General features: G+C 53.3%; 30 protein-coding genes and 1 other annotated feature. Of the genes, 20 read left to right on the top strand and 10 right to left on the bottom strand.

All coding sequences use genetic code 11. From position 1 onward, the window contains the following. Positions 1 to 19: 19 nt before the first annotated feature. The 3 genes from chbR (at position 20) to chbG (ending at position 3,064) form a co-directional block, all read left to right on the top strand. Positions 20 to 838 carry a transcriptional regulator ChbR gene (gene chbR, locus CU081_RS18540; RefSeq protein ID WP_017384663.1) on the top strand — a complete coding sequence of 273 codons (819 nt, stop codon included), beginning with the start codon at positions 20 to 22 and terminating at the stop codon, positions 836 to 838. A gap of 109 nt (positions 839 to 947) precedes the next feature. After that, complete coding sequence (locus tag CU081_RS18535; RefSeq protein WP_022650894.1) at positions 948 to 2,303, top strand: 6-phospho-beta-glucosidase; 1,356 nt, start codon at positions 948 to 950, stop codon at positions 2,301 to 2,303. Positions 2,304 to 2,314: 11 nt separating this feature from the next. After that, positions 2,315 to 3,064 (top strand): chitin disaccharide deacetylase, encoded by a 750-nt coding sequence (gene chbG / locus CU081_RS18530; RefSeq protein ID WP_022650895.1) that lies wholly within the window; start codon positions 2,315 to 2,317, stop codon positions 3,062 to 3,064. Between the two features lie 109 nt (positions 3,065 to 3,173). Here the strand turns inward: chbG and katE are convergent, their stop codons facing one another. Further along, the gene (katE, locus tag CU081_RS18525; protein ID WP_022650896.1) at positions 3,174 to 5,423 is read right to left on the bottom strand and encodes a catalase HPII; all 2,250 of its coding nucleotides are present in this window, start codon (positions 5,421 to 5,423) and stop codon (positions 3,174 to 3,176) included. 203 nt (positions 5,424 to 5,626) lie between these two features. Between katE and cedA the strand changes: the two genes are divergently transcribed. Next, positions 5,627 to 5,866 carry a cell division activator CedA gene (gene cedA / locus CU081_RS18520; RefSeq protein WP_022647825.1) on the top strand — a complete coding sequence of 80 codons (240 nt, stop codon included), beginning with the start codon at positions 5,627 to 5,629 and terminating at the stop codon, positions 5,864 to 5,866. Positions 5,867 to 5,914: 48 nt separating this feature from the next. Here cedA and tcyP read toward each other — a convergent pair whose 3' ends face one another. The 4 genes from tcyP to hxpB form a co-directional block, all read right to left on the bottom strand. Further along, positions 5,915 to 7,306 (bottom strand): cystine/sulfocysteine:cation symporter, encoded by a 1,392-nt coding sequence (gene tcyP, locus CU081_RS18515; RefSeq protein ID WP_022647826.1) that lies wholly within the window; start codon positions 7,304 to 7,306, stop codon positions 5,915 to 5,917. A gap of 127 nt (positions 7,307 to 7,433) precedes the next feature. Then, positions 7,434 to 8,024 (bottom strand): metal-dependent hydrolase, encoded by a 591-nt coding sequence (locus tag CU081_RS18510; RefSeq protein ID WP_015570742.1) that lies wholly within the window; start codon positions 8,022 to 8,024, stop codon positions 7,434 to 7,436. 95 nt (positions 8,025 to 8,119) lie between these two features. Next, complete coding sequence (gene kduD / locus CU081_RS18505; RefSeq protein WP_022650898.1) at positions 8,120 to 8,881, bottom strand: 2-dehydro-3-deoxy-D-gluconate 5-dehydrogenase KduD; 762 nt, start codon at positions 8,879 to 8,881, stop codon at positions 8,120 to 8,122. 128 nt (positions 8,882 to 9,009) lie between these two features. Continuing rightward, a complete protein-coding gene (gene hxpB / locus CU081_RS18500) occupies positions 9,010 to 9,681 on the bottom strand; it encodes a hexitol phosphatase HxpB (RefSeq protein ID WP_003857825.1) in 672 nt (223 codons plus the stop codon). A gap of 140 nt (positions 9,682 to 9,821) precedes the next feature. Between hxpB and CU081_RS18495 the strand changes: the two genes are divergently transcribed. Next, a complete protein-coding gene (locus CU081_RS18495; RefSeq protein ID WP_003857823.1) occupies positions 9,822 to 10,358 on the top strand; it encodes a YniB family protein in 537 nt (178 codons plus the stop codon). 36 nt (positions 10,359 to 10,394) lie between these two features. Here the strand turns inward: CU081_RS18495 and CU081_RS18490 are convergent, their stop codons facing one another. The 3 genes from CU081_RS18490 to pfkB all read right to left on the bottom strand — a co-directional run bounded on the left by CU081_RS18490 (position 10,395) and on the right by pfkB (position 12,675). Then, positions 10,395 to 11,255: a fructosamine kinase family protein gene (locus CU081_RS18490; RefSeq protein WP_022650899.1), complete on the bottom strand. Its 861-nt coding sequence runs from the start codon at positions 11,253 to 11,255 to the stop codon at positions 10,395 to 10,397. Positions 11,256 to 11,360: 105 nt separating this feature from the next. Then, positions 11,361 to 11,651: a type V toxin-antitoxin system endoribonuclease antitoxin GhoS gene (gene ghoS / locus CU081_RS18485; protein WP_003857822.1), complete on the bottom strand. Its 291-nt coding sequence runs from the start codon at positions 11,649 to 11,651 to the stop codon at positions 11,361 to 11,363. A 91-nt stretch (positions 11,652 to 11,742) separates the two neighbouring features. Then, a complete protein-coding gene (gene pfkB / locus CU081_RS18480) occupies positions 11,743 to 12,675 on the bottom strand; it encodes a 6-phosphofructokinase II (protein WP_022650900.1) in 933 nt (310 codons plus the stop codon). A gap of 296 nt (positions 12,676 to 12,971) precedes the next feature. Here pfkB and CU081_RS18475 point away from each other — a divergent pair, with 296 nt between their 5' ends. Both CU081_RS18475 and CU081_RS18470 read left to right on the top strand, forming a co-directional pair. Continuing rightward, positions 12,972 to 13,730 (top strand): DUF481 domain-containing protein, encoded by a 759-nt coding sequence (locus CU081_RS18475; RefSeq protein WP_100185529.1) that lies wholly within the window; start codon positions 12,972 to 12,974, stop codon positions 13,728 to 13,730. A 263-nt stretch (positions 13,731 to 13,993) separates the two neighbouring features. Next, positions 13,994 to 14,224: a hypothetical protein gene (locus tag CU081_RS18470; protein WP_022650901.1), complete on the top strand. Its 231-nt coding sequence runs from the start codon at positions 13,994 to 13,996 to the stop codon at positions 14,222 to 14,224. A gap of 149 nt (positions 14,225 to 14,373) precedes the next feature. Here CU081_RS18470 and yniD read toward each other — a convergent pair whose 3' ends face one another. Beyond that, the gene (gene yniD, locus CU081_RS18465) at positions 14,374 to 14,481 is read right to left on the bottom strand and encodes a small membrane protein YniD (RefSeq protein WP_003857815.1); all 108 of its coding nucleotides are present in this window, start codon (positions 14,479 to 14,481) and stop codon (positions 14,374 to 14,376) included. A 98-nt stretch (positions 14,482 to 14,579) separates the two neighbouring features. After that, on the bottom strand, positions 14,580 to 14,672 hold the full coding sequence (gene yncL / locus CU081_RS18460; protein ID WP_071785204.1) for a stress response membrane protein YncL: 93 nt from the start codon (positions 14,670 to 14,672) through the stop codon (positions 14,580 to 14,582). Positions 14,673 to 14,996: 324 nt separating this feature from the next. On the opposite strand from yncL, the gene thrS reads away from it, so the two are divergent. The 13 genes from thrS to CU081_RS18395 all read left to right on the top strand — a co-directional run bounded on the left by thrS (position 14,997) and on the right by CU081_RS18395 (position 26,136). Then, complete coding sequence (gene thrS, locus CU081_RS18455) at positions 14,997 to 16,925, top strand: threonine--tRNA ligase (RefSeq protein WP_003857814.1); 1,929 nt, start codon at positions 14,997 to 14,999, stop codon at positions 16,923 to 16,925. A 3-nt stretch (positions 16,926 to 16,928) separates the two neighbouring features. After that, positions 16,929 to 17,471 (top strand): translation initiation factor IF-3, encoded by a 543-nt coding sequence (infC, locus tag CU081_RS18450; RefSeq protein WP_023616141.1) that lies wholly within the window; start codon positions 16,929 to 16,931, stop codon positions 17,469 to 17,471. Between the two features lie 97 nt (positions 17,472 to 17,568). Further along, positions 17,569 to 17,766 carry a 50S ribosomal protein L35 gene (gene rpmI, locus CU081_RS18445; protein ID WP_001124225.1) on the top strand — a complete coding sequence of 66 codons (198 nt, stop codon included), beginning with the start codon at positions 17,569 to 17,571 and terminating at the stop codon, positions 17,764 to 17,766. 50 nt (positions 17,767 to 17,816) lie between these two features. Continuing rightward, the gene (gene rplT, locus CU081_RS18440; protein WP_000124850.1) at positions 17,817 to 18,173 is read left to right on the top strand and encodes a 50S ribosomal protein L20; all 357 of its coding nucleotides are present in this window, start codon (positions 17,817 to 17,819) and stop codon (positions 18,171 to 18,173) included. A gap of 117 nt (positions 18,174 to 18,290) precedes the next feature. After that, positions 18,291 to 18,415, top strand: a sequence feature (Phe leader region). Further along, entirely contained in the window at positions 18,296 to 18,340 is a 45-nt protein-coding gene (gene pheM / locus CU081_RS26165; RefSeq protein WP_001386830.1) for a pheST operon leader peptide PheM, read from the top strand. Its footprint overlaps the feature before it by 45 nt. Positions 18,416 to 18,477: 62 nt before the next feature. Further along, complete coding sequence (pheS, locus tag CU081_RS18430) at positions 18,478 to 19,461, top strand: phenylalanine--tRNA ligase subunit alpha (RefSeq protein WP_033145275.1); 984 nt, start codon at positions 18,478 to 18,480, stop codon at positions 19,459 to 19,461. 15 nt (positions 19,462 to 19,476) lie between these two features. Then, positions 19,477 to 21,864, top strand: a complete 2,388-nt coding sequence (gene pheT / locus CU081_RS18425) for a phenylalanine--tRNA ligase subunit beta (RefSeq protein WP_022650903.1) — start codon at positions 19,477 to 19,479, stop codon at positions 21,862 to 21,864. Between the two features lie 4 nt (positions 21,865 to 21,868). Beyond that, a complete protein-coding gene (gene ihfA / locus CU081_RS18420) occupies positions 21,869 to 22,168 on the top strand; it encodes an integration host factor subunit alpha (RefSeq protein ID WP_003857805.1) in 300 nt (99 codons plus the stop codon). Between the two features lie 103 nt (positions 22,169 to 22,271). After that, a complete protein-coding gene (gene btuC / locus CU081_RS18415) occupies positions 22,272 to 23,252 on the top strand; it encodes a vitamin B12 ABC transporter permease BtuC (protein ID WP_022650904.1) in 981 nt (326 codons plus the stop codon). Between the two features lie 33 nt (positions 23,253 to 23,285). Continuing rightward, positions 23,286 to 23,837: a glutathione peroxidase gene (locus CU081_RS18410; RefSeq protein ID WP_022650905.1), complete on the top strand. Its 552-nt coding sequence runs from the start codon at positions 23,286 to 23,288 to the stop codon at positions 23,835 to 23,837. Further along, on the top strand, positions 23,837 to 24,592 hold the full coding sequence (gene btuD / locus CU081_RS18405) for a vitamin B12 ABC transporter ATP-binding protein BtuD (RefSeq protein ID WP_022650906.1): 756 nt from the start codon (positions 23,837 to 23,839) through the stop codon (positions 24,590 to 24,592). Before CU081_RS18410 ends, btuD begins: the two co-directional genes overlap by 1 nt. Before the next feature lie 72 nt (positions 24,593 to 24,664). After that, positions 24,665 to 25,129 (top strand): NlpC/P60 family protein, encoded by a 465-nt coding sequence (locus tag CU081_RS18400; protein WP_015570730.1) that lies wholly within the window; start codon positions 24,665 to 24,667, stop codon positions 25,127 to 25,129. A 293-nt stretch (positions 25,130 to 25,422) separates the two neighbouring features. Further along, positions 25,423 to 26,136, top strand: a complete 714-nt coding sequence (locus tag CU081_RS18395; protein ID WP_003857794.1) for an EAL domain-containing protein — start codon at positions 25,423 to 25,425, stop codon at positions 26,134 to 26,136. Positions 26,137 to 26,160 lie beyond the last annotated feature (24 nt).

Genomic DNA, 26,160 nt, shown 5'->3' with positions numbered 1-26,160 from the left:
GTAGCAGGAGGTCAGCACGATGGAAATCAAAACCGCACATGAGCAGCAGCTGTTTAATGGCAAGAATTTTCACGTGGTGATTTACAACAAAACGGAGAGCGCCAGCGGTCTGCACCAGCATGACTACTACGAGTTCACGATTGTTCTGACCGGCCGCTACTATCAGGAGATCAACGGTAAGCGCGTCCTGCTTGAGCGTGGCGATTTCGTCTTCCTGCCGATGGGATCTTATCACCAGAGCTTTTATGAGTTTGGTGCGACGCGCATTCTGAACGTAGGCGTGAGCAGGCGTTTCTTCGAGAAGCATTATCTGCCGCTGGTGCCGTTCTGCTTTGTGGCGTCACAGGTGTATCGCGTTAAAAATGAGTTTATGACCTGGATTGAAACGGTTATCGCCTCGCTGAATTTCCGCGACAATGAATTTGATGAATTTATTGAAACCGTGACGTTCTACGTCATGAATCGCCTCCGCCATCACCGTGAAGAACAGCAGGTGGTGGATGATATTCCTCAGTGGCTGCGTAGTACCGTGGAGCTGATGCACGACAAAGGACAGTTCAGCGATAACGCCCTGGAGAATATGGTGGCGCTGTCGGGTAAATCGCAGGAATATTTGACGCGCGCCACGCAGCGTTATTACCGTAAAACGCCTGTGCAAATTATTAATGAAATCCGCATTAACTTTGCCAAAAAACAGCTGGAAATTACTAATTACTCTGTCACCGATATCGCTTACGAATCGGGTTACAGCAGTCCCAGTCTGTTTATTAAAACCTTTAAAAAATTGACTTCATTCACACCGAACAGTTACCGCAAAAATTTAACGGTAATTAATTAACTTTCGGCGGTTTATCCGCCAGGAACAGTGACGTAATGGCTTGCCCAAATAGCGGGAAGAGCACGCTATACCTTGCAGGCGATTAACCTGATACGCTAAGGGAGATATTATGCAACAGAAATTAAAAGTCGTAACCATTGGTGGCGGCAGCAGCTATACTCCGGAATTACTTGAAGGTTTCCTGAAACGGTATCATGAATTACCGGTCAGCGAATTATGGCTGGTGGATGTTGAAGAAGGTCAGGAGAAGCTGAATATTATTTTTGAACTGTGCAAACGCATGGTTGAAAAAGCGGGCGTGCCCTTAACCGTGCATAAAACGCTGGATCGGCGCCTGGCACTGAAAGATGCTGACTTCGTGACCACGCAGCTGCGCGTCGGCCAGCTGAAGGCGCGTGAGCTGGACGAGCGCATTCCGCTGAGCCATGGTTATCTGGGCCAGGAAACCAACGGGGCAGGTGGCCTGTTTAAAGGCCTGCGTACTATTCCGGTCATTTTTGACATCATTAAAGACGTGGAGGAGATCTGCCCGAACGCCTGGGTGATCAACTTTACCAACCCGGCCGGGATGGTCACCGAGGCAGTCTATCGCCATACCGGTTTCAAACGCTTTATCGGCGTCTGCAATATTCCGATTGGCATGAAGATGTTCATCCGCGATGTACTGGAACTGACCGAGCACGATGATCTGTCCATTGACCTGTTCGGCCTGAATCACATGGTCTTTATAAAAGATGTGATTGTGAACGGGCAATCGCGCTTTGCGGAACTGCTCGACGGCGTCGCCTCTGGTCGCCTGACTGCGGCCTCGGTGAAAAACATCTTCGATCTGCCGTTCAGCGAAGGGCTGATCCGCTCCCTGAATCTGCTGCCGTGCTCGTATCTGCTTTACTACTTCAAGCAGAAAGAGATGCTGGCCATTGAAATGGGCGAATACTACAAAGGTGGCGCACGCGCTCAGGTTGTGCAGAAAGTAGAGAAGCAGCTGTTTGATTTGTATAAAGATCCGAACCTGAACGTCAAACCGAAAGAGCTGGAGCAGCGCGGCGGGGCATACTATTCGGATGCGGCGTGTGAAGTGATTAACGCCATTTACAATGACAAGCAGGCCGAGCACTATGTGAACGTTCCCCATCACGGGCACATCGACAATATCCCGGCAGACTGGGCCGTTGAGATGACCTGCATCCTTGGACGCGAGGGTGCAAAACCGCATCCCCGCATTACCCACTTCGACGATAAGGTGATGGGGCTGATTCACACCATCAAAGGCTTTGAAGTGGCGGCGAGCAATGCTGCCCTGAGCGGCGAACTGAATGACGTGCTGCTGGCGCTGAATCTCAGCCCGCTGGTGCATTCTGACCGTGACGCTGAAAAACTCGCGAGTGAGATGATCCTGGCGCATGAAAAATGGCTGCCAAACTTTGCTGCAACGGTTGAGAAACTGAAACTCACACACCGTTAAGAGGAGGCGCGATGGAAAACCTGCTGATCGTCAATGCCGATGATTTTGGCCTGTCAAAAGGGCAGAACTACGGCATTATTGAAGCCTGTCGCCGGGGCGTCGTGACCTCTACAACAGCGCTCATCAACGGTGAGGCGGTGGAACATGCGGCGCAGTTAAGCCGTGAGCTGCCCGAGCTGGGCGTGGGCATGCATTTTGTGCTGACGCTTGGGTTGCCCCTTTCACCGATGCCGGGTCTGACGCGCGAGGGAAAACTGGGGAAATGGATTTGGGAAATGGCGGAGCAGGACGCTCTGCCGCTCGATGAGATTGCCCGCGAGCTGGAGTGCCAGTTTAACCGCTTTGTGGATGTGTTTGGCCGCGAACCTACCCATATTGACAGCCATCATCATGTGCATATGATCCCGGCGATTTTCCCGCTTGTGGCAGAGTTTGCGCAACGTAAAGGCGTGGCGATGCGCGTGGATCGTGAGGTGCGCGGGTTGCCGGACGTCGCGGTGACGTCAACGGAGGGGTTCAGCAGCGCATTTTATGGCGACGAGATCGATGAAGCGCTGTTCCTGAAGGTGCTGGATGACTCCGCCGCAAAAGGGGAGCGCTCGCTTGAGGTAATGGCGCACCCGGCGTTTGTCGATGAGATAGTACGTAAGAGCGCCTACTGCTGGCCGCGTCTGGCAGAACTGGATGTGCTGACATCGGCGTCGTTAAAGTATGCGATTGCCGAGCGTGGGTATCGTCTGGGGACGTTCAGGGATCTTTGAGGCAAAGCCCGGTGGCGAGGTAAAAGCAAAACGGTAACCTTTTGGTTACCGTTTTTATTGTTTTCTCCCTCTCCCAGGGGAGAGGGCCGGGGTGAGGGCTTCAGGTTTTTTACGCCGGTATCTGGTCAATCTTACTGCTGCGCGACCACACGCGGTGCGCGGCGAGCAGGTCAAACAATCGGGTCATAAACGCATCATCGACGTTATCACCTTCGACAATGCCTTCTTCCCCTTGATCCGGTACCTTCAGCAGAGTTTTAAACTTCCGCGCATCGCCTGCCAGAGCGATTGGCTTCAGGTGCTTATAGGCTTCCAGCAGATAATAGGCGGCATCACCGTTACCGAGCAGGCTCTCAACGTCGCCGCACGGCATAATCACCGCATCAACCGTCAGCGACGGTGCTCCGGCGAAGGTCGCGGCAATCGGCAGGACGGAGCCATCATCGGCCGTCACTTCACCCATGCGAGAGTAAAGCAGTTTGGCATGTACGCCCTGGGTTTTGAGCGCCCGCATGATCCCCAGTACGTCGCTGGCGCGCGGTTTATCGTTCAGCAGAATAGCCACTACGCGGCCTTTAATTGACCCGCCAGGTACCGCGTACAGGCTCAGGGACGGATCCTTCTTCAGCCCGTTCACGTCTTTTGGCGGTGCGGCATGGCATTGCTCATCGGTGAGCGTGATGCCGAGATTATTCGCCACGCCCTGAGCAAGCTGGATATCAATATGCGCCAGATGGTCGACCACGCGCTCGCGAATGTAGGTACGCACCACTTTGCTCAGCTCAAAGCTGAAACCGCCGATAATGTGCTGCTGTTCAATCGGGGTCTGGCTGTTCCAGAACAGGCGAGGCTGAGCGTAATATTCGCCGAATGACGGGCTGCGCTCGCGAATTTTTGTTCCGTCCACGCGCTCCTGATACGACTCGAATCCGCCACGTTTTGGCCCCGGCGGGGTTTCACGCGGCCAGTTATCGTTAATGGAGTTTGGCTCGTAGTTCGCCGGGTTGGTATCGATATCCTGGCGATGCATCCCGTCACGCTGGAAGTTATGGTACGGGCAGGTCGGACGGTTGATAGGAATTTCGTGGAAGTTCGGTCCGCCGAGACGGCTGATCTGCGTATCGGTATAAGAGAACAGACGGCCCTGGAGCAGCGGATCGTTGGTGAAATCCAGCCCCGGCACAATATGGCCCGGGTGGAACGCAGCCTGCTCATTCTCCGCGAAGAAGTTATCCGGGTTGCGATTAAGCACCATTTTGCCCACCAGCTGAACCGGCACCAGCTCTTCGGGAATAAGCTTGGTCGGGTCGAGCAGGTCGAAGTCGAATTTGAACTCGTCCTCTTCCGGGATCAGCTGTAACCCCAGCTCGTATTCCGGGAAATCACCGGCTTCAATGGATTCCCACAGTTCGCGACGGTGGAAGTCCGGATCGCGCCCGGTCAGCTTCTGTGCTTCATCCCACACCAGGGACGCTTTCCCCGCGACCGGTTTCCAGTGGAAACGCACAAACGTCGCTTTACCTTCAGCGTTAATCAGACGGAAGGTATGAATACCAAAGCCTTCCATGGTGCGATAGCTGCGTGGGATCCCCCGGTCAGACATCGCCCACATCACGTTGTGAAGGGTTTCCGGTTGCAGGGAGACGTAGTCCCAGAAGGTGTCATGCGCACTTTGTCCCTGCGGTATGGCCCAGTGTGGCTCTGGTTTTACCGCATGGACAAAGTCAGGGAATTTATGCGCATCCTGAATGAAGAAAACCGGGGTGTTATTCCCGACGAGGTCGAAAATGCCCTCTTCGGTATAGAATTTGGTGGCGAAGCCGCGGATATCACGCACCGTGTCGGCCGAACCCGCGCCGCCCTGTACGGTAGAGAAGCGCACAAATACCGGTGTAATTTTGTTCGGATCGGAAAGGAAATCCGCCTTCGTGATCTCCTTCAGGCTCTTGTACGGCTGGAAATAGCCGTGCGCCGCAGAGCCGCGAGCGTGAACGATACGTTCAGGAATACGCTCATGGTCGAAATGGGTGATTTTTTCCCGCAGGATGAAATCTTCCAGCAGCGTCGGGCCGCGCGTTCCGGCGCGCAAGGAGTTCTGATCATCGGCGATGCGCACGCCCTGATTGGTGGTCAGCGCATAGCCTTCACCCCCTTTGCGGTGCGGGTCGAGAGATTTTAACTTTTCGTTGTCCGCATCGGGTGACTTCATGCTTCCCGGTGCAGTAGGTTGCTCGCCCGGCGCGGAGAGGCCCGGCGACGGTTTATGAGAGCCATCCGCAGGGGCGAGTGAGTCCATTCCCGGTTGAGATTCTTCGGTGCCATGAATAGGGGATTGATGGGGTTTATCATTGTTCGACATTGCACGATTCTCCTTTGTTCGTTCCTGAAAACCCTATTAAGGATAGAACAATGTGATGAATTAGCAGGCGAACTAAGCGTTTTCAGAGGAAGTGATTAGCGAAAGGAGCCATCTGCCACATGTCAGGCGCGACGGGTGGGGGGAGAATCGGCTATGATAGAAATTTCCTGCTTTAAGAATTTGCTTTAGTGAACCCGTCGCTTATGAAACCTCTTCGTCAACAAAACCGCCAGGTTATTAGCTATGTGCCCCGCGTTGAACCCGCGCCGCCTGACCATGCCCTGAAAGTGGATGGTTTTCGCGATGTCTGGATGTTACGGGGTAAATACGTTGCCTTCGTGCTGATTGGCGAGCACTTCCGTCGCTCCCCTGCGTTTACGGTGCCAGAATCGGCGCAGCGATGGGCTATGCAGACCCGCCAGGATGAAGAGGTTGAAGAATAACAGCCATAAAAAAACCGCCCTCAGGCGGTTTTTTTATTTCGGCAGTGATTAACGATGGGCCAGTTCGGCATCATCTTCACTGTCGAGAATTGTTTTGTCGGTCTGCTTCAGCCACTGGCTGGTCAGGGTACCGGCGGTCATTGAGCCACTCACGTTCAGGGCGGTACGACCCATGTCGATCAGCGGTTCAACAGAGATCAGCAGGGCAACCAGCGTCACCGGCAGTCCAAGCGCAGGCAGAACGATCAGCGCAGCGAAGGTCGCGCCGCCGCCCACGCCCGCAACACCGGCGGAGCTAATGGTCACGATACCGACCAGCGTCGCAATCCAGACCGGATCCAGCGGATTAATCCCCACGGTTGGGGCAACCATCACAGCCAGCATCGCCGGGTAGAGACCCGCACAGCCGTTCTGCCCAATGGTGGCGCCAAAGGAGGCCGAGAAGCTGGCGATAGACTCCGGTACGCCCAGACGACGGGTCTGTGCTTCCACGTTCAGCGGGATAGATGCCGCGCTGGAACGGCTGGTAAAGGCGAAGGTCAGCACCGGCCAGACTTTACGGAAGTATTTCAGCGGGCCAACGCCGTTCACCGCCAGCAGAATGCCGTGCACAACAAACATGATGCCCAGACCGAGGTACGAGGCAATCACAAAGCTGCCAAGCTTAATGATGTCTTGCAGGTTAGAACCTGCAACGACTTTGGTCATCAGAGCCAGGACACCGTACGGCGTCAGTTGCATGACCAGACGCACCAGCTTCATCACCCAGCTTTGCAGGGTATCGATGGCCGTCAGAACGCGCTCGCCTTTCGGCGCATCGTCCTTCAGCAGCTTCAGCGCAGCCACGCCCAGGAATGCCGCGAAGATCACCACGCTGATAATGGAGGTTGGGCTTGCGCCGGTCAGGTCAGCAAACGGGTTCTTCGGAATGAAGGAGAGCACCATCTGCGGAACGGTCAGATCGGCCACTTTACCCACGTAGTTGGTCTCAATCGCCGTCAGACGCGCGGTTTCAGCGCTACCCTGCACCAGACCTTCAGCAGTCAGGCCAAACAGATTGGTTACCAGCACACCCACCAGCGCCGCAATCAGCGTGGTGAAGAGCAGGGTACCAATGGTCAGGAAGCTAATTTTACCCAGTTGAGAGGCATTGTGCAGGCGGGCTACGGCGCTCAGAATAGAGGCGAATACCAGCGGCATAACGATCATTTGCAGCAGCTGTACATAGCCGTTACCGACAATGTTGAACCACTGAATGGAGTCTTTCAGTACCGGGCTGTCGGAGCCGTAAATAGCGTGTAAGGCCAGGCCAAACACCACGCCCATGACCAGACCGACCAGTACCTTTTTCGCCAGGCTCCACTGTTTGTGGCGAGCCTGGGCGAGAAGCAATAGCAATACGACGAACACAACAATGTTCGCGATGAGTGGAAAATTCATCCCCGTTCTCCTGATTTATTATACGGTCGGTTTTTACCGAACCTGTTGGCGCAAGGTTATCAGAAGTGTGATGTCACGCTTATATCCATATGGAATGGTTTATGACAAAAGTGATTATATTGTCGGTTTAATGTTCAATCTGGTGATTAATAAAACGATTGAACTGAAATTGCAGCGAGTTGATCATCTGCGATGACCAGCGCACTGCACCATTTTCGGGCAATGTCTGCGGCATCCAGACGGCATACGCAAACAGCGCCATGCACAGAACGCGCTCCAGCTGGTTGCCTTTTTGCGGCACGAGGATTGGCAGGCGGAAACGCCAGCGGCAGGGCCAGAGCAGCGGTACGCCCGCTGGCGTCAGCATATCGGCGAGGATATGGCTTAAGTAGCCAAGCACCATGCCCTGAATGGCATCCGCCGGGACGATCCAGCTCTCCGGAACCTTTAAATAGAAGAGTGTAAGCAGGCCAAATACGGCCAGCAGGCTGTGGGTAAACCCGCGATGACCAAAGGCTCTGGCGATGGGCTTTGAAATCCACTTTAGCCGCTGGCCAAGGAATGACTTTGGATGATCTATGTCCGGCAGCAGGCAGGTAAGTACGGCGGAAGGGACAATATGCCACCAGTCCCCCTGTGCCAGCACAGGGGTCAGTTCAGCGTTTTTGGCAAACACTGCACAGGCAAGTGAAAAAAGCAGGTGGCCTTCCGCCGTCATGATAAAACCCGGTAAACTGTCGATTCATACAGTATAGGGTTTTTATACAGTGTGTGAAAGAGGTGACGGTGTAACTCTTTGTCACAAACGCGCGGTTAGCGCGCCAGCCAGCCACCGTCTACGGCGAGAGTATGACCGTTAACGTAATCAGATGCTCTTGAAGCCAGAAACACCACCGGACCCTGTAAATCCTTCGGGAGACCCCAGCGGCCCGCCGGAATCCGGTCGAGGATCGCCTGGCTACGCTGCTCATCATCGCGAAGCTGCCGGGTGTTATTGGTCGCCATATAACCTGGCGCGATAGCGTTCACGTTAATACCTAGCGGCGCCCATTCGTTCGCCAGCAGGCGGGTGAGGCCCAGCACGCCGCTTTTGGACGCCGTATAGGAGGGCACCCGGATGCCGCCCTGGAAGGAGAGCATGGAAGCAATGTTAATGATCTTGCCGCCCTGACCCTGCGCGATAAACTGTTTCGCCACTGCCTGAGAGAGGAAAAAGACTGATTTCAGATTGAGATCGATGACCTCGTCCCAGTCCTTCTCACTAAATTCCAGCGCATCGGCACGGCGGATGGTGCCGGCATTGTTAACCAGAATATCGATGCGGCCCATCTCAGCGACTGCGGTATCCACCACGCTCTGAATACTCTCCTGCTTGCCAAGATCGGCGCGAATCGCGATAAAGCGTCGTCCCAGCGCCGTAACGCGCGCTGCCGTTTCGTCAGGAACCTTGCGGTTAACCCCCACGATATCGCATCCTGCTTCGGCGAGGGCAATGGCCATGCCTTGCCCCAGACCGGTATCGCACCCGGTCACCATCGCCACTTTTCCTGCCAGAGTAAAAGCATCCAGTATCATACGCGCCTCAGAAGTCAGGTTATTGTCATTCTGCACGTAAGAATAGGAGTCTGGAATGAGAAAAGCAAATAAAGTAAAACGTTGTTTTGATTTTGCGGGGCAGGCAGCCGAAGCTGCCTGAAAGAGCGTTACTCCCCACGCAGATGGCGGGCAGTCAATTCTTCAAGAGACGTCAGCCTGACATCCGCCAGGGCAAAACGGGGATCGTGTCGGCCTTCTTCAGCCGGCACAACGATGGAGCGCATACGTGCGGCTTTGGACGCCACCATGCCGTTAACCGAATCTTCCAGCGCCACACAGGTAAGCGGATCCAGCCCCAGTTTCGCGGCGCAGTCCATATACACCTGCGGATGTGGCTTGCTGTACGGAAGCTTTTCGGCCGAGGCCAGCGCGTCGAAGCTGTCGCGCAGCCCGAACATCGTCAGCACTTTTTCCAGCATATGCAGCGGTGAGGCGGAGGCCAGTCCCACTTTCAGCCCTTGCGCCTTGCACAGGGCGATAGCGTCGCGTACGCCCGGTAACAGAGGCTTATACTCTTCTACGAGGGAGATGGCGCGGTTGATAATGCGCGCCGTAACTTCGTCGCGATCCGGGCCAACCCATGGCTGGTGGGCATACCAAAGGTCAACCACCATATCGATGCGCAGCCCCAGGGTATCGGGAAGCTCGTTACGACGACTGATATCGACGCCGAGGCTGGCCATCACGTCCAGTTCAGCCCGATCCCACAGGGGTTCGGAATCAATCAGCAATCCATCCATGTCAAAAATAGCGGCAAGTATCTGGCGCGGTGTCGACATTACAACATCTCCTTATCTTGGGGTAAGACGAACGGTGCTAAGCACAAGCAATTTAGCATATTGCATGCAAAGAGCGGGCGAAATTGACCGACAGCAGGTAGACTTAGGCACAAATAACGCGTCTTTATGAAGAGGAACTAATGACGTATCAACAAGCTGGACGCATCGCGGTCTTAAAACGTGTTGCTGGTTGGGTTATTTTTATTCCCGCCCTGATTTCAACGCTGATCTCCGTACTCAAATTTATGTACGATCACAGCGAAAAACAGCCGGGCATCAATGCCGTTATGCTTGATTTTGCCCACGTCATGATTGAGATGATGCGGTTTAACACTCCGTTCCTGAACGTCTTCTGGTTCAACTCCCCCACGCCGGATTTTCACCACCAGCTGAATGTCGGTTTCTGGATAATCTATGCGTTGATATTTATCGCGATGGCGTTGCAGGCCTCCGGCGCGCGCATGAGTCGCCAGACCCGCTTTTTACGCGAAGGGGTGGAAGATCAGCTGATACTTGAGAAGGCGAAAGGCCCTGACGGGATGAGCCGCGAGCAGATCGAATCGCGCATTGTCGTTCCGCGTCATACCATTTTTGTGCAGTTTTTCCCGCTCTACATCCTGCCGGTCATCATCATTGTGGCCGGGTATTTCTTCTTTACGCTGCTTGGCTTCCTGTAAATCCTAAGGGAAGGGGCGTGATGCTGCCCCTTCCCGCTATGCCGCCAGAATACGGTCCAGCGCCCGCTGGGCATTTACCAGATGACTCCCGCCAAACAAAATAGCCCGGTTTAGCAAGGTGTACAGCTGATAAACCGGCTGACGATCAAGGAAACCCGCAGGTAACGGCGAGACAGACTGATAGCCATCATAAATTTGCGGCGGCTGTTCAGGGTGCAACGGCAGCATCGCGAGGTCACACTCTCTGTCGCCCCAGTAGCAGGCCGGGTCATATATATAGGGACCATCAGGCCCAAGCGCGCAGTTGTTTGACCATAAATCACCGTGCAGAAGGGAAGCCTGAGGCTGATGCGAAGCCAGACGCTGCTGAATATGTTCAACAATCGCGTCGATGTTGCCGAACGCTAATCCCTTTTCAGCGGCCAGCTCCAGCTGCCAGCCGATGCGCTGTTCGGCGAAAAAAGTCGACCAGCGGCGCTGCCATGCGTTTGGCTGTGGGGTGGTGGAGAGGTCGTTATCGAAATCGAGCCCAAACTGAGGTTGATCGCTCCACTGGTGCAAACGGGCGATCTGTTGCCCGAGAATAAAGGCGTTGTGCGCATCCAGAGGACGCGCGGGAAGATAGTTCATCACCAGAAAGCTATAGTCACGATCGCTGCCGACGGCTAAAACCTGCGGAACGGTGACTGTTTTACTGCGCGATAACAGCTCAAGCTGATCGGCTTCGGCAGTAAAAATGGGGAGCAATTCGCGCTCATCACATTTAACGAAAAGATCGCGCCCGGCGTAACGTAAATGCCATGCGGCATGGATCTCTCCGCCTGGCAGTTCGTTACGCAGTTCAATTTCACCTTCACCCAGCTGCTCACTTAAAAGATGACTGATAGCCTGCCACATGATGTCTCTCCCATGTTGTCTGCCAGATCATAAAGTTAGCGCAAAACGGCTATAAAAAAACAGGAACTAACGCACAACTGAGCGGTTTAATTTTATACAGGGCACTTATTGTTCTTTTTTATGCCAGTTTTCCCAGCTATCCACATCAATTTCCGTGGCTTTGTCAGTCACGCTTTCCACCAGGCTACTGGCCAGCGCCTTCACCTCTTCCTGACTCAGCGGGCTTATCAGGCCAAATGCCAGTGAGCCGAGATCGTGAATATTGCCCTCATCGTCCGTCAGCGTAAGCAGAAAATTGGCGCGCGTGAACGCGTTGTTGAGTTCATTCAGTTCGGTCAGCGACGCCTCATGAATATTCACGGTTACGACGTAGCGGGTGATATCACCACTGCTCATAATTCACCTCGTTGTTATCCTGAAAGTTTTCTTAGCATAGTCGATAAGCTCTGTTTAGCGACTTCCCCTTCCATGGGAAGGGGAAGCAGGTTCAGCTTCTCTCGAGGTAATCGACAATTTTCTGGGTATCCGCAAGCGAACACAGACGCGTTCCCTGGTTTATGGTGGCTGCACTCCCTGCCGCGACGCCATAGCGTGCCATCTCCAGAAGCGAAGCGCCCTGCGCCAGCTTCAGCACCATCGCGCCAACCATACTGTCACCGGCACCCACGGTGCTCTGGCTTTTCATCGGCGGTGGCACAACCTGCACAAAGCCCGTCTTATCGACGGCCAGCGCCCCCTGAGGACCGAGAGAAACAACAACGCGATGCGCTTTGCCCGTACGTACCAGCTCTTCTGCGGCAGTACGAACGTCATCAGGCTGGCTGAGTTCTCGATTAACCAGGGCACTGAGCTCTTTCTGGTTAGGTTTAACGAGTTCAAGTTGTCCGGGTTCTAACGCCGCCTTCAGGGCTTCGCCCGAGCTATCGACAACGCAGCGGATGCCGCGCTGGAGCGCAGCCTGAACCAGCGCCGTCAGTTTCTCTGTTTTGACGCCCGGCGGCAGGCTACCGCTGATCACCAGTAATGAGCCGCTTTCAATGGTCAGCACTTTCTCTTCCAGTTGACGAAACTCATCATCGGTCAATTTCGCACCCGGCATCACAAAGCGATATTGCTCGCCGCTGGATTCAACATGGACATGCAGGTTCTGCCGGGTCCAGTCTTTAGCGTCGACGGTGTCTACGGCCACCTGTTCATCTGCCAGCAACGCCACCAGATGTTCTCCCGTGGCGCCGCCAGCGGGGAAGATGGCGGTGGCTTTTCCGCCGAGATGGGTAATAGCGCGCGCCACGTTGATGCCGCCGCCGCCCGGCTCAAACACCGGCGCGCTACAGCGCAGCTTACCTTCCGGGTAGATTTGCGGCGTCATGGTCGCGGAGTCGAGGGAAGGGGAGAGTGTCAGCGTATAAATCGAAGCCATCATGACCTCCTTTTATCATGGGTTCTTTTAAGCCTGGCACCGTTTGGCAGGAAGGCAACGTAAATAACAGTATGATTTTAAAAATGAATGCTGACAAATAAGCTGCGCCGGGCATATAAAATAAAACGCGTTTTGGGATCGTTCTTATTCAAAAAATGAAAGAAGAAAATATTGCTATGTTATTTGCGGCTTTTTATAATTTGTTACCTTTCTATGGTCGCCTTGTCATTGATCCGCAAGAAAGTTTCCGAGACCGTGACGGTCTCTTTTTATGTTGTACGGACTCCTTAAATAAAATGAAGCTTTTGAAGACAGTACCCGCAGCACTGATGCTGGCGGGTGGCGTATTTGCGTCACTGAATGCAACCGCCGATGATACCGTTTTTACTGTCATGGACGATCCCTCCACTGCCAAAAAACCCTTTGAAGGTAACGTGAATGCCGGGTATCTGGCGCAATCCGGTAATACGAAAAGCTCCTCCCTGACCGCAGACAGCACCCTGACCTGGTACGGCAACACCACGGCCTGGTCGCTGTGGGGAAATGCCAGCAACACCTCTGCTAACGATCAACGCTCATCGGAGAAATACGCGGTAGGCGGACGTAGCCGATACAACATGACCGATTATGACTACCTGTTCGGGCAGGCGAGTTGGCTGACTGACCGCTACAACGGCTATCGCCAGCGTGATGTCGTAACTGCGGGTTATGGTCGTCAGTTCCTCAATGGGCCGGTGCACAGCCTGCGTTTTGAATTCGGTCCGGGTGTCCGTTACGACGAGTACACCAACGGCGAAGATGAAACCCAGCCGCTGGGTTATGCATCGGGCACCTACGCATGGCAGATGACGGATAACGCAAAATTCACCCAGGGTGTGTCGGTGTTTGGCGCTGAAGATACAACGCTGAACTCTGAAAGTGCGTTGAACGTGGCCATCAACGAACACTTTGGACTCAAGGTGGCGTACAACGTAACCTGGAACTCATGCCCACCTGATTCTGCACCGGAACATACCGATCGCCGAACCACGATTTCATTAGGTTATAAAATGTAATATCGTCGGGCCGAGAATAATCCCGGCCCGTTTTTTATTTTCTGAAACTGTGCTTATTTATATTAAACGGCGTTTTAAAATAATGTGTCTGGTTTCATCTTCATAATTTCTCCATAATTAGCTGGCCAGGGCTTATTCAGTTTATTTGACACGAATTGATAAATAATTTGACTAGGCAAGAATGTGATCCAGATCTACACTTACGGCACAGGCGAAAAACTTGCCTCAGGCATATCGCATTAAATAAGTATGAGAATAAAATTATGAAAAAAATCAAAACCGCTACAGCAGCGATGGTGCTTTCCGCACTTTCATTTGGCGTATTTGCTGCTGATAATACGCAACCTGCCAATGACGTTAACAGCCCAATCGGGATCGCTAAAGCCTCTGATGTAGAAGCAGGCTCCAACATTGCCCCTGGCTCTCAGTCTACCGGCCAGTCAATGAATGATGCATTTGATGTACATAAGCTGGTGGCGGGTGAGTGGTCCTGATATTTCAACTGCCACATGTGACGGAATATATACGCTGCCACAGCCTGTCGAAAACCGGATTATGACGTACCGGTTTTGGACCATAAATTATCGTAAAGATAGTTAAGATTTATTCAGTAAATTCACGGCAGGTTTTCGCTGACAAAATATTAGCCCCAGATCATAGCGGCCCAGCGCAGCAGCAACATCGCGCCGCAAATAGCAATTAACACCACAACCATTTTCCAGTGCTTCACGGCAAATCTTTTTGTTGGCATAACCTAATCCTTATCTGTTGATACCCTTAGTCTACCAAAGTCTGCGCCAGAAAGCGCTCAACAAGGGAGAAGAGGTTATGCCGGAACACCGGTTCGGCTTAAAACCAATGGAATCTGTCAGCCAGAATCAATACCAGGCCAGCAGCGGAAAGTAGATTTAATATCACAACGGTTCTACTCGATACGTTCATGTGATACCCCTTCGATGTTTAAGGACCAGATCAAGAATAGCTCAGCACTTTCGGATTGCGAGCACCCGTCAACAAAAGTTCATTAATGCAGACAACAGGATGTGCGGTTCAAAACGGTCGCAGGAAGGTGCATTCGCCCTGTCAATAGTGTTACCATTACGTCGCCTGTCGTAAACCCGCATTATTCTGAAATCGGCCGGTGAATGATGACGAACCAATTTGACGATTGTTGGTCAGATGGTTTCGTAATCTACTGTTTAATCACGATTATTTTCTTTGTATATGCTCTTATGTGTGGGGCATCACTGCAAATAAGGATATAAAATGCCTGTAATTACTCTTCCTGATGGCAGCCAACGCCATTTCGACCACGCTGTTAGCCCAATGGATGTTGCCCTGGATATCGGTCCTGGACTTGCAAAAGCAACCATTGCAGGCCGCGTAAACGGCGAGCTGGTAGACGCGTCCGATCTGATTGAAAGCGATGCAACGCTTGCGATCATCACCGCGAAAGACGAAGAAGGTCTGGAGATCATTCGTCACTCCTGCGCGCACCTGTTAGGCCATGCTATCAAGCAGCTGTGGCCAAACACCAAAATGGCGATCGGCCCGGTTATCGACAACGGTTTCTACTACGACGTTGACCTTGACCACACCCTGACCCAGGAAGATATCGACGCGCTCGAAAAACGTATGCACGAGCTCGCCGAAACCAACTATGACGTCATTAAGAAGAAAGTCAGCTGGCACGAAGCGCGTGAAACCTTCGTGAAGCGCGGCGAGAGCTACAAAGTCTCGATTCTTGATGAAAACATCGCTCATGATGACAAGCCAGGCTTGTACCATCACCAGGAATACGTCGACATGTGCCGTGGTCCGCACGTGCCGAATATGCGCTTCTGTCATCACTTCAAACTGATGAAAATCGCAGGCGCTTACTGGCGTGGCGATAGCAACAACAAGATGTTGCAGCGTATCTATGGTACCGCGTGGGCCGATAAGAAAGCCCTGAACGCATACCTGCAACGCCTGGAAGAGGCGGCTAAGCGTGACCACCGTAAAATCGGTAAGCAGCTTGACCTGTATCATATGCAGGAAGAAGCGCCGGGGATGGTGTTCTGGCATAACGACGGCTGGACTATCTTCCGTGAACTGGAAACGTTCGTGCGCTCCAAGCTGAAAGAGTACCAGTATCAGGAAGTGAAGGGCCCGTTCATGATGGACCGTGTGCTGTGGGAAAAAACCGGCCACTGGGACAACTACAAAGATGCGATGTTCACCACTTCGTCTGAGAACCGTGAATACTGCATCAAGCCAATGAACTGCCCGGGCCACGTTCAGATCTTCAACCAGGGTCTGAAATCCTACCGCGATCTGCCGCTGCGTATGGCGGAGTTCGGTAGCTGCCACCGTAACGAGCCATCAGGTGCGCTGCACGGTCTGATGCGTGTTCGTGGCTTTACTCAGGATGATGCGCATATCTTCTGTACTGAAGATCAGGTCCGTGAAGAAGTTAACGCCTGTATTCGTATGGTCTACGATATGTACAGCACCTTTGGCTTCGAGAAGATCGTGGTCAAACTCTCAACGCGTCCGGAAAAACGTATCGGCAGCGATGAGACATGGGATCGCGCAGAGGCGGATCTCGCCGTAGCGCTGGAAGAGAACGGTATTCCGTTCGAATACCAGCTGGGCGAGGGCGCATTCTACGGTCCGAAAATTGAATTTACCCTGTATGACTGCCTCGATCGCGCATGGCAGTGCGGAACGGTACAGCTGGACTTCTCCCTGCCGCAGCGTTTAAGCGCCTCTTATGTTGGCGAAGACAACGAGCGTCAGGTGCCGGTTATGATTCACCGTGCGATTCTCGGTTCACTGGAGCGCTTCATCGGCATCCTGACCGAAGAGTTCGCAGGCTTCTTCCCAACCTGGCTTGCGCCGGTGCAGGTCGTGGTGATGAACATTACCGATTCTCAGGCGGATTACGTTAAAGAATTGACGCAGAAACTACAAAATGCGGGCATTCGCGTAAAAGCAGACTTGAGAAATGAGAAGATTGGCTTTAAAATCCGCGAGCACACTTTACGTCGTGTCCCGTATATGTTGGTCTGTGGTGATAAAGAGGTGGAAGCAGGCAAAGTTGCCGTTCGCACCCGCCGTGGTAAAGACCTGGGGAGCCTGGACGTAAGTGAAGTGATTGAGAAGCTGCAACAAGAGATTCGCAGCCGCAGTCTTCAACAACTGGAGGAATAAGGTATTAAAGGCGGAAAACGAGTTCAAACGGCACGTCCGAATCGTATCAATGGCGAGATTCGCGCCCAGGAAGTTCGCTTAACAGGTCTGGAAGGCGAGCAGCTGGGGATTGTGAGTCTGAGAGAAGCGATCGAAAAGGCTGAAGAAGCTGGAGTAGATTTAGTTGAAATCAGCCCTAACGCCGAACCGCCAGTTTGTCGTATCATGGACTACGGCAAGTTCCTTTATGAAAAGAGTAAGTCTTCTAAGGAACAGAAGAAGAAGCAAAAAGTTATCCAGGTTAAGGAAATCAAATTCCGTCCTGGTACCGACGATGGCGATTATCAGGTAAAACTCCGCAGCCTGATTCGCTTTCTGGAAGATGGCGATAAGGCCAAGATCACGCTGCGTTTCCGCGGTCGTGAGATGGCCCACCAACAGATTGGTATGGAAGTGCTTAACCGCGTCCGTGACGATCTGAGTGAACTGGCAGTAGTCGAATCCTTCCCTACGAAGATCGAAGGCCGCCAGATGATCATGGTGCTCGCTCCTAAGAAGAAACAGTAAGGCCTTCAAGCAGCAAAATCTGTGGAGCCTTCGGGTTTCATAGGTTTTGTTCGCCTATGTTTCGTTTATTTAACAATGCGAAGTGGAAGTTATTAAAATGCCAAAAATTAAGACCGTACGCGGTGCTGCTAAGCGCTTCAAAAAAACCGGTAAAGGTGGTTTTAAGCACAAGCACGCTAACCTGCGTCACATTCTGACTAAGAAAGCTACCAAGCGTAAACGTCACCTGCGTCCAAAAGCCATGGTTTCTAAAGGCGATCTGGGCCTGGTCATCGCGTGCCTGCCGTACGCATAAGTCGTTAACGTTTAACTTTTTTAACTTAGAATAGATACAGGAGAGCACACATGGCTCGCGTAAAACGTGGTGTAATTGCACGTGCACGTCACAAGAAAATTTTGAAACAAGCTAAAGGCTACTACGGTGCGCGTTCACGCGTATACCGCGTTGCCTTCCAGGCTGTTATCAAAGCAGGTCAGTACGCTTACCGTGACCGTCGTCAGCGTAAGCGTCAGTTCCGTCAACTGTGGATTGCGCGTATCAACGCAGCAGCACGTCAGAACGGTATTTCTTACAGCAAATTCATCAACGGCCTGAAAAAAGCCTCTGTTGAAATCGACCGTAAGATCCTGGCTGACATCGCAGTATTCGACAAAGTAGCGTTCACCGCTCTGGTCGAAAAAGCGAAAGCAGCACTGGCATAAGCCAGTTGAGAGAGGGGGCTTTGCCTCCTCTTTTCATTTAACACCATCAGAAGATTGACATTTATCCGTGCAGGCTTTTCAATAAGGTCTTAACGGTTTTTACCCTACAAGGTAACGCAAGCATGAATGCTGCTATTTTCCGCTTCTTCTTTTACTTTAGCACCTGACTTCAGGAGGCTAGCGCGTGAAAGATGAAACGAAAAACAGCGCCAGATAAGCCTCCCGATGGAGGCTTTTTTTGTGCCTGAAGTTAAGAGAATACGTCCAACAATTCGGTGTCTGCACCGACATAATGAGGAAAACCATGTCACATCTCGCAGAGCTGGTTGCCAGTGCAACGGCCGCCATTAACCAGGCCTCAGATGTTGCCGCGTTAGACAATGTCCGCGTCGAATATCTGGGCAAGAAAGGGCATTTGACCCTTCAGATGACTACCCTGCGTGAACTGCCAGCAGAGGAGCGCCCGGCAGCCGGTGCAGTGATTAACGAAGCCAAAGAGCAGGTACAGCAGGCGCTGAACGCGCGTAAAGCCGAGCTGGAAAGCGCAGTACTGAATGCGCGTCTGGCGGCAGAAACGATTGACGTTTCTCTGCCGGGTCGTCGTATCGAAAACGGCGGTCTGCATCCGGTTACCCGTACTATCGATCGTATTGAAAGTTTCTTCGGTGAGCTCGGCTTTACCGTGGCGACTGGCCCGGAAATTGAAGATGATTACCATAACTTCGATGCCCTCAACATTCCTGGCCATCATCCGGCACGTGCTGACCACGACACTTTCTGGTTTGACGCTACCCGTCTGCTGCGTACCCAGACTTCCGGCGTTCAGATCCGTACCATGAAGGATCAGGAACCGCCAATCCGTATTATCGCGCCTGGCCGCGTATACCGTAACGACTACGATCAGACCCACACCCCAATGTTCCACCAGATGGAAGGTCTGATTGTTGATAAAAACATCAGCTTCACCAACCTGAAAGGCACGCTGCACGATTTCCTGAACAACTTTTTTGAGGAAGATTTGCAGGTTCGCTTCCGTCCGTCCTACTTCCCGTTCACCGAACCGTCTGCGGAAGTTGACGTGATGGGTAAAAACGGTAAATGGCTGGAAGTGCTGGGCTGCGGCATGGTGCATCCAAACGTGCTGCGCAACGTGGGTATCGATCCAGAAGTGTATTCCGGCTTTGCGTTCGGTATGGGCATGGAGCGTCTGACCATGCTGCGCTACGGCGTAACCGATTTACGTGCGTTCTTCGAAAACGATCTGCGTTTCCTCAAACAGTTTAAATAAGGGCAGGACAGAACAATGAAATTCAGTGAACTGTGGTTACGCGAATGGGTGAACACCACGCTGGACAGCGACGCGCTTTCCAACCAGATCACCATGGCGGGTCTGGAAGTTGACGGTGTAGAGCCGGTTTCTGGCGCCTTCACCGGCGTGGTCGTGGGCGAAGTGGTTGAATGCGGTCAGCACCCTAACGCTGACAAACTGCGCGTAACAAAAGTCAATGTGGGCGGTGATCGTCTGCTGGATATCGTCTGCGGTGCGCCAAACTGCCGTCAGGGCCTGAAAGTGGCCGTGGCGACCGTCGGTGCGGTACTGCCGGGCGATTTCAAAATCAAAGCGGCTAAGCTGCGCGGTGAGCCGTCTGAAGGTATGCTGTGCTCCTTCTCCGAACTGGGTATTTCCGACGATCACTCCGGCATTATTGAACTGCCGCAGGATGCGCCAGTCGGTACCGATATCCGCGAATACCTGAAGCTTGATGACAACACCATCGAAATCAGCGTAACGCCAAACCGTGCCGACTGCTTAGGCATCATCGGTGTGGCCCGCGACGTGGCCGTGCTGAACCAGACCGAACTGAACGTGCCGGAGATCGCGCCGGTTGAGGCAACCATCAGTGACGTGCTGCCGATTCAGGTAGACGCGCCTGAGGCCTGCCCACGCTACCTCGGTCGTGTGGTGAAAGGTATTAACGTTAAAGCGCCAACCCCGCTGTGGATGAAAGAGAAACTGCGTCGCTGCGGTATCCGTTCTATCGACGCCGTGGTGGACGTCACCAACTATGTTCTGCTGGAGCTGGGCCAGCCAATGCACGCCTTTGATAAAGATCGTATCGAAGGTGGGATCGTCGTGCGCATGGCGAAAGAGGGCGAAACCCTGGTTCTGCTGGACGGCAGCGAAGCGAAACTGAACGCCGACACCCTGGTGATTGCCGATCACAACAAAGCGCTGGCGATGGGCGGTATCTTCGGCGGCGAGCACTCTGGCGTTAACGACGAGACGCAAAACGTCCTGCTGGAATGCGCGTTCTTCAGCCCGCTCTCCATCACTGGCCGCGCACGCCGTCACGGTCTGCACACTGATGCTTCTCATCGCTACGAGCGTGGTGTGGATCCTGCGCTGCAATACAAAGCGATGGAGCGTGCAACTCGCCTGCTGATCGATATCTGCGGCGGTGAAGCGGGTCCGGTAATTGATGTGACCAACGAAGCGACACTGCCGAAGCGTGCGACCATTACCCTGCGCCGCAGCAAGCTGGATCGCCTGATTGGTCACCACGTTGCCGATGCGCAGGTGACCGACATTCTGACGCGTCTGGGCTGCGAAGTCACAGAAGGTCAGGACGAGTGGAAAGCCGTTGCGCCATCCTGGCGTTTCGACATGGAGATCGAAGAAGATCTGGTGGAAGAAGTGGCCCGCGTTTACGGCTACAACAACATCCCTGACGAGCCGGTGCAGGCGGGTCTGGTGATGGGCAGCCATCGCGAAGCCGATCTGTCTCTGAAGCGTGTGAAAACCATGCTGAACGACAAAGGCTACCAGGAAGTGATCACCTACAGCTTCGTTGATCCTAAGCTGCAACAGCTGATCCACCCGGGTCAGGAAGCGCTGATCCTGCCAAGCCCGATTTCCAGCGAGATGTCAGCGATGCGTCTGTCCCTGTGGACGGGACTGCTGGGCACTATCGTTTATAACCAGAACCGTCAGCAAAACCGTGTACGTATTTTCGAAAGCGGTTTGCGCTTTGTACCGGATACTCAGGCGAATTTAGGCATCCGTCAGGATCTCATGCTGGCCGGCGCCATCAGCGGTAACCGCTATGAAGAGCACTGGGACCTGGCAAAAGGGACGGTTGATTTCTACGATATGAAGGGTGATCTGGAAGCAATTCTCGATCTGACCGGTAAATTATCCGAAATTGAATTCCGCGCAGAAGCGATTCCAGCCCTGCATCCGGGTCAGAGTGCGGCGATCTATTTAGACGGCAAACGTGTTGGTTTCATTGGGGTTGTTCACCCGGAACTGGAACGTAAGCTGGATCTGAATGGCCGTACCATCGTATTCGAACTGGAGTGGAACCCGGTTGCAGACCGCGTCATTCCTCAGGCGCAGGACGTCTCACGCTTCCCGGCAAACCGCCGTGATATCGCGGTTGTGGTCGCTGAAAATGTGCCCGCAGCAGATATTTTGGCCGAATGTAAGAAAGTTGGCGTAAATCAGGTAGTTGGCGTAAACTTATTTGACGTGTACCGCGGCAAGGGCGTAGCAGAAGGTTTCAAGAGCCTCGCTATTAGCCTTATCCTTCAGGATACCAGCCGTACACTCGAAGAAGAGGAGATTGCCGCTACCGTCGCCAAATGTGTAGAGGCATTAAAAGAGCGATTCCAGGCATCATTGAGGGATTGAACCTATGGCGCTTACAAAAGCTGAAATGTCAGAATATCTGTTTGATAAGCTTGGGCTTAGCAAACGGGATGCCAAAGAGCTGGTAGAGCTGTTTTTCGAAGAGATCCGTCGTGCTCTGGAAAATGGTGAGCAGGTTAAACTCTCCGGCTTTGGCAATTTTGATTTGCGAGACAAAAACCAACGTCCGGGCCGTAACCCGAAGACGGGGGAAGATATTCCCATTACAGCCCGCCGCGTGGTGACCTTCAGACCCGGACAGAAGTTAAAAAGCCGTGTCGAAAACGCAACGCCCAAAGCAGAGTAATATGAACTAACTAAAAAGGCCGCTCACGCGGCCTTTTTTCTTTGCGCTATTTGCTAAACCCGCCGTAAAATCAATGATATCTCAACCGGATAACCTATCGTCTATGCTTGATTTTGCCCGACTTCAGCACCGCTCCGATCTCCGCCGCCTGTGTCTGCTCGGGGTGCTGTTGATTGTCGCTACCACCGTCAGCCTGTGCGCGGGCGATCGGTGGCTGGGGCCGGAAAGCTGGTTTACGCCTGAAGGGCAGCTCTTTGTCTGGCAGATCCGCCTGCCGCGGACGCTGGCTGTCCTTTTAGTCGGCGCTGCGCTGGCGCTGTGCGGTACGATCATGCAGGCATTATTTGAAAACCCTCTGGCAGAACCCGGGCTTCTCGGGGTCTCGAATGGTGCAGGCGTCGGGCTTATCGCCGCCGTGATGCTGGGGGGAGGCGAGCTCTCCGCCTGGGGGATTAGCCTCAGCGCCATCCTAGGCGCGCTGTTGATAACCCTTATCCTTCTGCGCTTTGCTCGTCGCCATTTGTCCACCAGCCGGCTGCTGCTTGCCGGGGTAGCGTTGGGGATCATCTGTAGTGCGCTGATGACCTGGGCCGTCTACTTCTCCACCTCCTTCGATCTGCGCCAGTTAATGTACTGGATGATGGGGGGATTTGGTGGCGTCGACTGGCGTCAGGGGTGGCTGATGGTGCTCCTGATCCCGGTTATTCTGTGGATGGTTTTCCAGGCGCAGCCGCTGAATATTCTCGCGCTGGGCGAAACGTCTGCTCGCCAGCTCGGGATGCCGATTGGATTCTGGCGCAACGTGCTGGTTATCGCCATCGGCTGGATGGTGGGCGTAAGCGTGGCGCTGGCGGGGGCGATTGGCTTTATTGGGCTGGTGATCCCGCATATGCTGCGTCTGTGCGGCATGACGGACCACCGAACCCTGCTCCCGGCCTCGGCGGTTGCCGGGGCGGCAACGCTGCTGGTTGCCGATATCATCGCCCGACTCGCCCTGACGGCCGCTGAGTTGCCCATAGGCGTGGTGACCGCAACGCTGGGCGCGCCGGTCTTTATCTGGCTACTATTAAAAGCTGGACGTTAAAACACAACCTGTAAGTCAACCTGAGGGAATGCTATGCAGTCTGATATTCTGAATACCGAAGTGACGACCATTGACGGCGAGAAAACCACGCTGGAAGGCTACAAGGGCAAGGTGCTGCTCATCGTGAACGTGGCGTCGAAATGTGGCCTTACGCCGCAGTATGAACAGCTGGAAAACATTCATAAAGCCTGGGAAAAAGACGGCTTTACCGTACTCGGCTTCCCGTGCAACCAGTTCCTGGGCCAGGAGCCGGGCAGCGAAGAGGAAATTAAGACCTTTTGCAGCACAACCTATGGCGTGACGTTCCCGATGTTCAGCAAAATTGACGTGAACGGGGAAAATCGTCATCCGCTGTATGCCAAACTGGTGGCCGCGGCGCCGACCGCCGTTGCGCCTGAAGAGAGTGGTTTCTATGAGCGTATGGCGAGTAAAGGCCGCGCGCCGCTCTATCCGGACGATATTCTGTGGAACTTCGAAAAATTCCTGATTGGACGTGACGGTCAGGTCGTGCAGCGTTTTTCGCCTGACATGACGCCGGAAGATCCTATCGTGATGGAATCAATCAAGCTGGCGCTGGCGAAATAATGACGCTGCTGATGCAGCTCACGGACGTTGCCGGGAAGGGACGTCTTGAGCCTGTGACTGCCGCAGTCAACGCAGGTGAAATCCTTCACCTGGTTGGGCCAAACGGCGCCGGAAAAAGCACGCTGCTGGCTCGCATGGCGGGGCTGACCACCGGGGAAGGAGAGATAACCTTTCTCGGGCAATCGCTCGTCGACTGGCTACCCGCTACACTTGCCTCCCGTCGAAGCTACCTGGTTCAGCAGCAGGTTCCGCCCTTTGCGATGCCCGTCTGGCACTACCTGACGCTGCATCTGTCTGATAAAAATCAGGTGGGCTTGCTCAACGAGGTTGCTGCGGCGCTCGGGTTAGACGATAAGCTCACCCGGCAGGCAAATCAGCTTTCCGGCGGCGAGTGGCAGCGCGTGCGTCTGGCCGCCGTTATCCTTCAGATCCATCCGGCGGGAAATCCTCACGGGCGGATGCTGCTGCTGGACGAGCCGATGAGCGGGCTGGACGTTGCCCAACAGGCAGCGCTGGATACCCTGCTCAGCGCGCTATGTCGCAAGGGGATCGCCATTGTGATGAGCAGCCATGATTTAAACCATACGTTGCGCCACGCGCATCGGGTGTGGTTGCTGGCGCGTGGCAAACTGATTGCCAGCGGAACGCGCGACAACGTGCTGACGGCCGCCAATCTTGCGAGCGCTTACCACATGTCGTTCCGGAGGCTGGATATTGAAGGCCACAAGATGCTCATTTCCACGGCGCAGGAATAACCTTTCTTGCACAGTCGCATAGATGCACGCTAAATTACCGAAAGAACAAAAAAAGCAGAGGATTCGTCTGAAATGCGATTCTGGTTTCTCCTTGTTGCGGCGCTATTTCTTGCAGGATGCAGCAGCCATCGTGCACCTCCGCCCAACCCACGGCTTTCCGATTCCATTACGGTCATTGCCAGCCTGAACGATCAGCTCAGCAACTGGCGCGGCACCCCTTATCGCTACGGCGGCATGAGCCGGGGCGGGGTGGATTGCTCAGGATTCGTGCTGATGACCTTCCGCGATAAATTTGACCTCCAGCTTCCGCGAGAAACGCGTATGCAGGCGAAAATCGGCACTGAAATTGATAAAGACGAACTCCTGCCCGGCGATCTGGTCTTTTTTAAAACGGGCTCCGGTGAAAGCGGCCTTCATGTCGGCATTTATGACACCGATAATCAGTTCATTCATGCCTCGACCAGCCGTGGCGTGATGCGCTCCTCTCTGGATAATGTTTACTGGCGTAAAAACTTCTGGCAGGCCAGACGTATTTAACCGCTGCATAAGAATGTAGTGCGGAGGGCCTGGCGGTGAAAATAGACGTCAGGCTTTTCTTACGGGTTGATTAAAGTTAAATTTTTTGCCCAATTATTTATGGCGGCATGTGCCTGTTTTATCTAAAACTGGCTATTATTCAATAACCAGGATAAAATTAATTAAGATTCAGGGAAAAATCTGAAAATTAATACGGAAAGAATGAAATTAATCTTATTAAAATCAAGACAGTGGAATTGTGCCTGCAATTGCTCCAGGATGTTCTCTCTCATCTTTAATGCAGGACAAGCGCGATGATTATTACGCTAGATAATGCTTACCAGTCTGAACTTTTACTCCTTCCGGCGCGTGATAGTGCAGGTTTGCTTAAAGGTTTAGAGATTTTGGTTAACTTTACTGGCGTGGGTGCGGACGTACGGATCCCGACTGAACTGGTTATCCCCCATCTTTCTCAGGAAGATGAATTAGCGCTGTTTCAGGAGAAACTACAATTACTCGATACCTGTAAGCTATTTTTTATTCAGCATCAGTTAATTGCATGGATCAATATTACACCTGCAATTGTTGAGTTTTTATTAACTAATGAGAACGCTGTTTCAATCCTTGAACGATATCCGTTTCTTGAGTTTACTGTTAATGAGAACTATCCAGGTTTAAATAACGGGAAAGACGATCCCTGTCTGGCAAGAATGGCGATCCATTTCCCCTTAGTGCTGGCTAACTTCGGTGCAGGGGCTGCGTCCCTTAAGCCGGTTTATGATGGTCTGTTCAAACGGGTGGTTCTGGATAAAAACTTTATCCAGCAGCGTGTCTCGGCACTCTCGTTTGAGCCTTTTATGCGCGCTATTCTCTGGCAGATCGCGCCGCACTGTCAGTCGGTCATGGTCTCGGGAATTGACGATCACGGCATCTTACAACGCGTGCTGCCATTCAATTTTGGTGCAATGCAGGGAAGCCTGTGGCCTGCCGTCCCGGCAGAGCGGGTCACGACTCTCGTACAGCAATAACCCCTTTCTTCGCCCGTGTTTACG

The sequence above is a fragment of the Enterobacter sp. CRENT-193 genome, assembly GCF_002787395.1.
Lineage (GTDB): Bacteria > Pseudomonadota > Gammaproteobacteria > Enterobacterales > Enterobacteriaceae > Enterobacter > Enterobacter hormaechei_C.
The sequence above is the reverse complement of the archived record's forward strand: the minus strand, read 5'-3'. Positions and strand labels throughout refer to the sequence as shown.

Excerpts from the sequence above, each read along its gene's own strand:
- chbR (WP_017384663.1), top strand. The coding sequence starts at position 20 with ATGGAAATCAAAACCGCACATGAGCAGCAGCTGTTTAATGGCAAGAAT.
- CU081_RS18535 (WP_022650894.1), top strand. The coding sequence starts at position 948 with ATGCAACAGAAATTAAAAGTCGTAACCATTGGTGGCGGCAGCAGCTAT.
- chbG (WP_022650895.1), top strand. The coding sequence starts at position 2,315 with ATGGAAAACCTGCTGATCGTCAATGCCGATGATTTTGGCCTGTCAAAA.
- katE (WP_022650896.1), bottom strand. The coding sequence starts at position 5,423 with ATGTCGAACAATGATAAACCCCATCAATCCCCTATTCATGGCACCGAA.
- cedA (WP_022647825.1), top strand. The coding sequence starts at position 5,627 with ATGAAACCTCTTCGTCAACAAAACCGCCAGGTTATTAGCTATGTGCCC.
- tcyP (WP_022647826.1), bottom strand. The coding sequence starts at position 7,306 with ATGAATTTTCCACTCATCGCGAACATTGTTGTGTTCGTCGTATTGCTA.
- CU081_RS18510 (WP_015570742.1), bottom strand. The coding sequence starts at position 8,024 with ATGACGGCGGAAGGCCACCTGCTTTTTTCACTTGCCTGTGCAGTGTTT.
- kduD (WP_022650898.1), bottom strand. The coding sequence starts at position 8,881 with ATGATACTGGATGCTTTTACTCTGGCAGGAAAAGTGGCGATGGTGACC.
- hxpB (WP_003857825.1), bottom strand. The coding sequence starts at position 9,681 with ATGTCGACACCGCGCCAGATACTTGCCGCTATTTTTGACATGGATGGA.
- CU081_RS18495 (WP_003857823.1), top strand. The coding sequence starts at position 9,822 with ATGACGTATCAACAAGCTGGACGCATCGCGGTCTTAAAACGTGTTGCT.
- CU081_RS18490 (WP_022650899.1), bottom strand. The coding sequence starts at position 11,255 with ATGTGGCAGGCTATCAGTCATCTTTTAAGTGAGCAGCTGGGTGAAGGT.
- ghoS (WP_003857822.1), bottom strand. The coding sequence starts at position 11,651 with ATGAGCAGTGGTGATATCACCCGCTACGTCGTAACCGTGAATATTCAT.
- pfkB (WP_022650900.1), bottom strand. The coding sequence starts at position 12,675 with ATGGCTTCGATTTATACGCTGACACTCTCCCCTTCCCTCGACTCCGCG.
- CU081_RS18475 (WP_100185529.1), top strand. The coding sequence starts at position 12,972 with ATGAAGCTTTTGAAGACAGTACCCGCAGCACTGATGCTGGCGGGTGGC.
- CU081_RS18470 (WP_022650901.1), top strand. The coding sequence starts at position 13,994 with ATGAAAAAAATCAAAACCGCTACAGCAGCGATGGTGCTTTCCGCACTT.
- yniD (WP_003857815.1), bottom strand. The coding sequence starts at position 14,481 with ATGCCAACAAAAAGATTTGCCGTGAAGCACTGGAAAATGGTTGTGGTG.
- yncL (WP_071785204.1), bottom strand. The coding sequence starts at position 14,672 with ATGAACGTATCGAGTAGAACCGTTGTGATATTAAATCTACTTTCCGCT.
- thrS (WP_003857814.1), top strand. The coding sequence starts at position 14,997 with ATGCCTGTAATTACTCTTCCTGATGGCAGCCAACGCCATTTCGACCAC.
- rpmI (WP_001124225.1), top strand. The coding sequence starts at position 17,569 with ATGCCAAAAATTAAGACCGTACGCGGTGCTGCTAAGCGCTTCAAAAAA.
- rplT (WP_000124850.1), top strand. The coding sequence starts at position 17,817 with ATGGCTCGCGTAAAACGTGGTGTAATTGCACGTGCACGTCACAAGAAA.
- pheS (WP_033145275.1), top strand. The coding sequence starts at position 18,478 with ATGTCACATCTCGCAGAGCTGGTTGCCAGTGCAACGGCCGCCATTAAC.
- pheT (WP_022650903.1), top strand. The coding sequence starts at position 19,477 with ATGAAATTCAGTGAACTGTGGTTACGCGAATGGGTGAACACCACGCTG.
- ihfA (WP_003857805.1), top strand. The coding sequence starts at position 21,869 with ATGGCGCTTACAAAAGCTGAAATGTCAGAATATCTGTTTGATAAGCTT.
- btuC (WP_022650904.1), top strand. The coding sequence starts at position 22,272 with ATGCTTGATTTTGCCCGACTTCAGCACCGCTCCGATCTCCGCCGCCTG.
- CU081_RS18410 (WP_022650905.1), top strand. The coding sequence starts at position 23,286 with ATGCAGTCTGATATTCTGAATACCGAAGTGACGACCATTGACGGCGAG.
- btuD (WP_022650906.1), top strand. The coding sequence starts at position 23,837 with ATGACGCTGCTGATGCAGCTCACGGACGTTGCCGGGAAGGGACGTCTT.
- CU081_RS18400 (WP_015570730.1), top strand. The coding sequence starts at position 24,665 with ATGCGATTCTGGTTTCTCCTTGTTGCGGCGCTATTTCTTGCAGGATGC.
- CU081_RS18395 (WP_003857794.1), top strand. The coding sequence starts at position 25,423 with ATGATTATTACGCTAGATAATGCTTACCAGTCTGAACTTTTACTCCTT.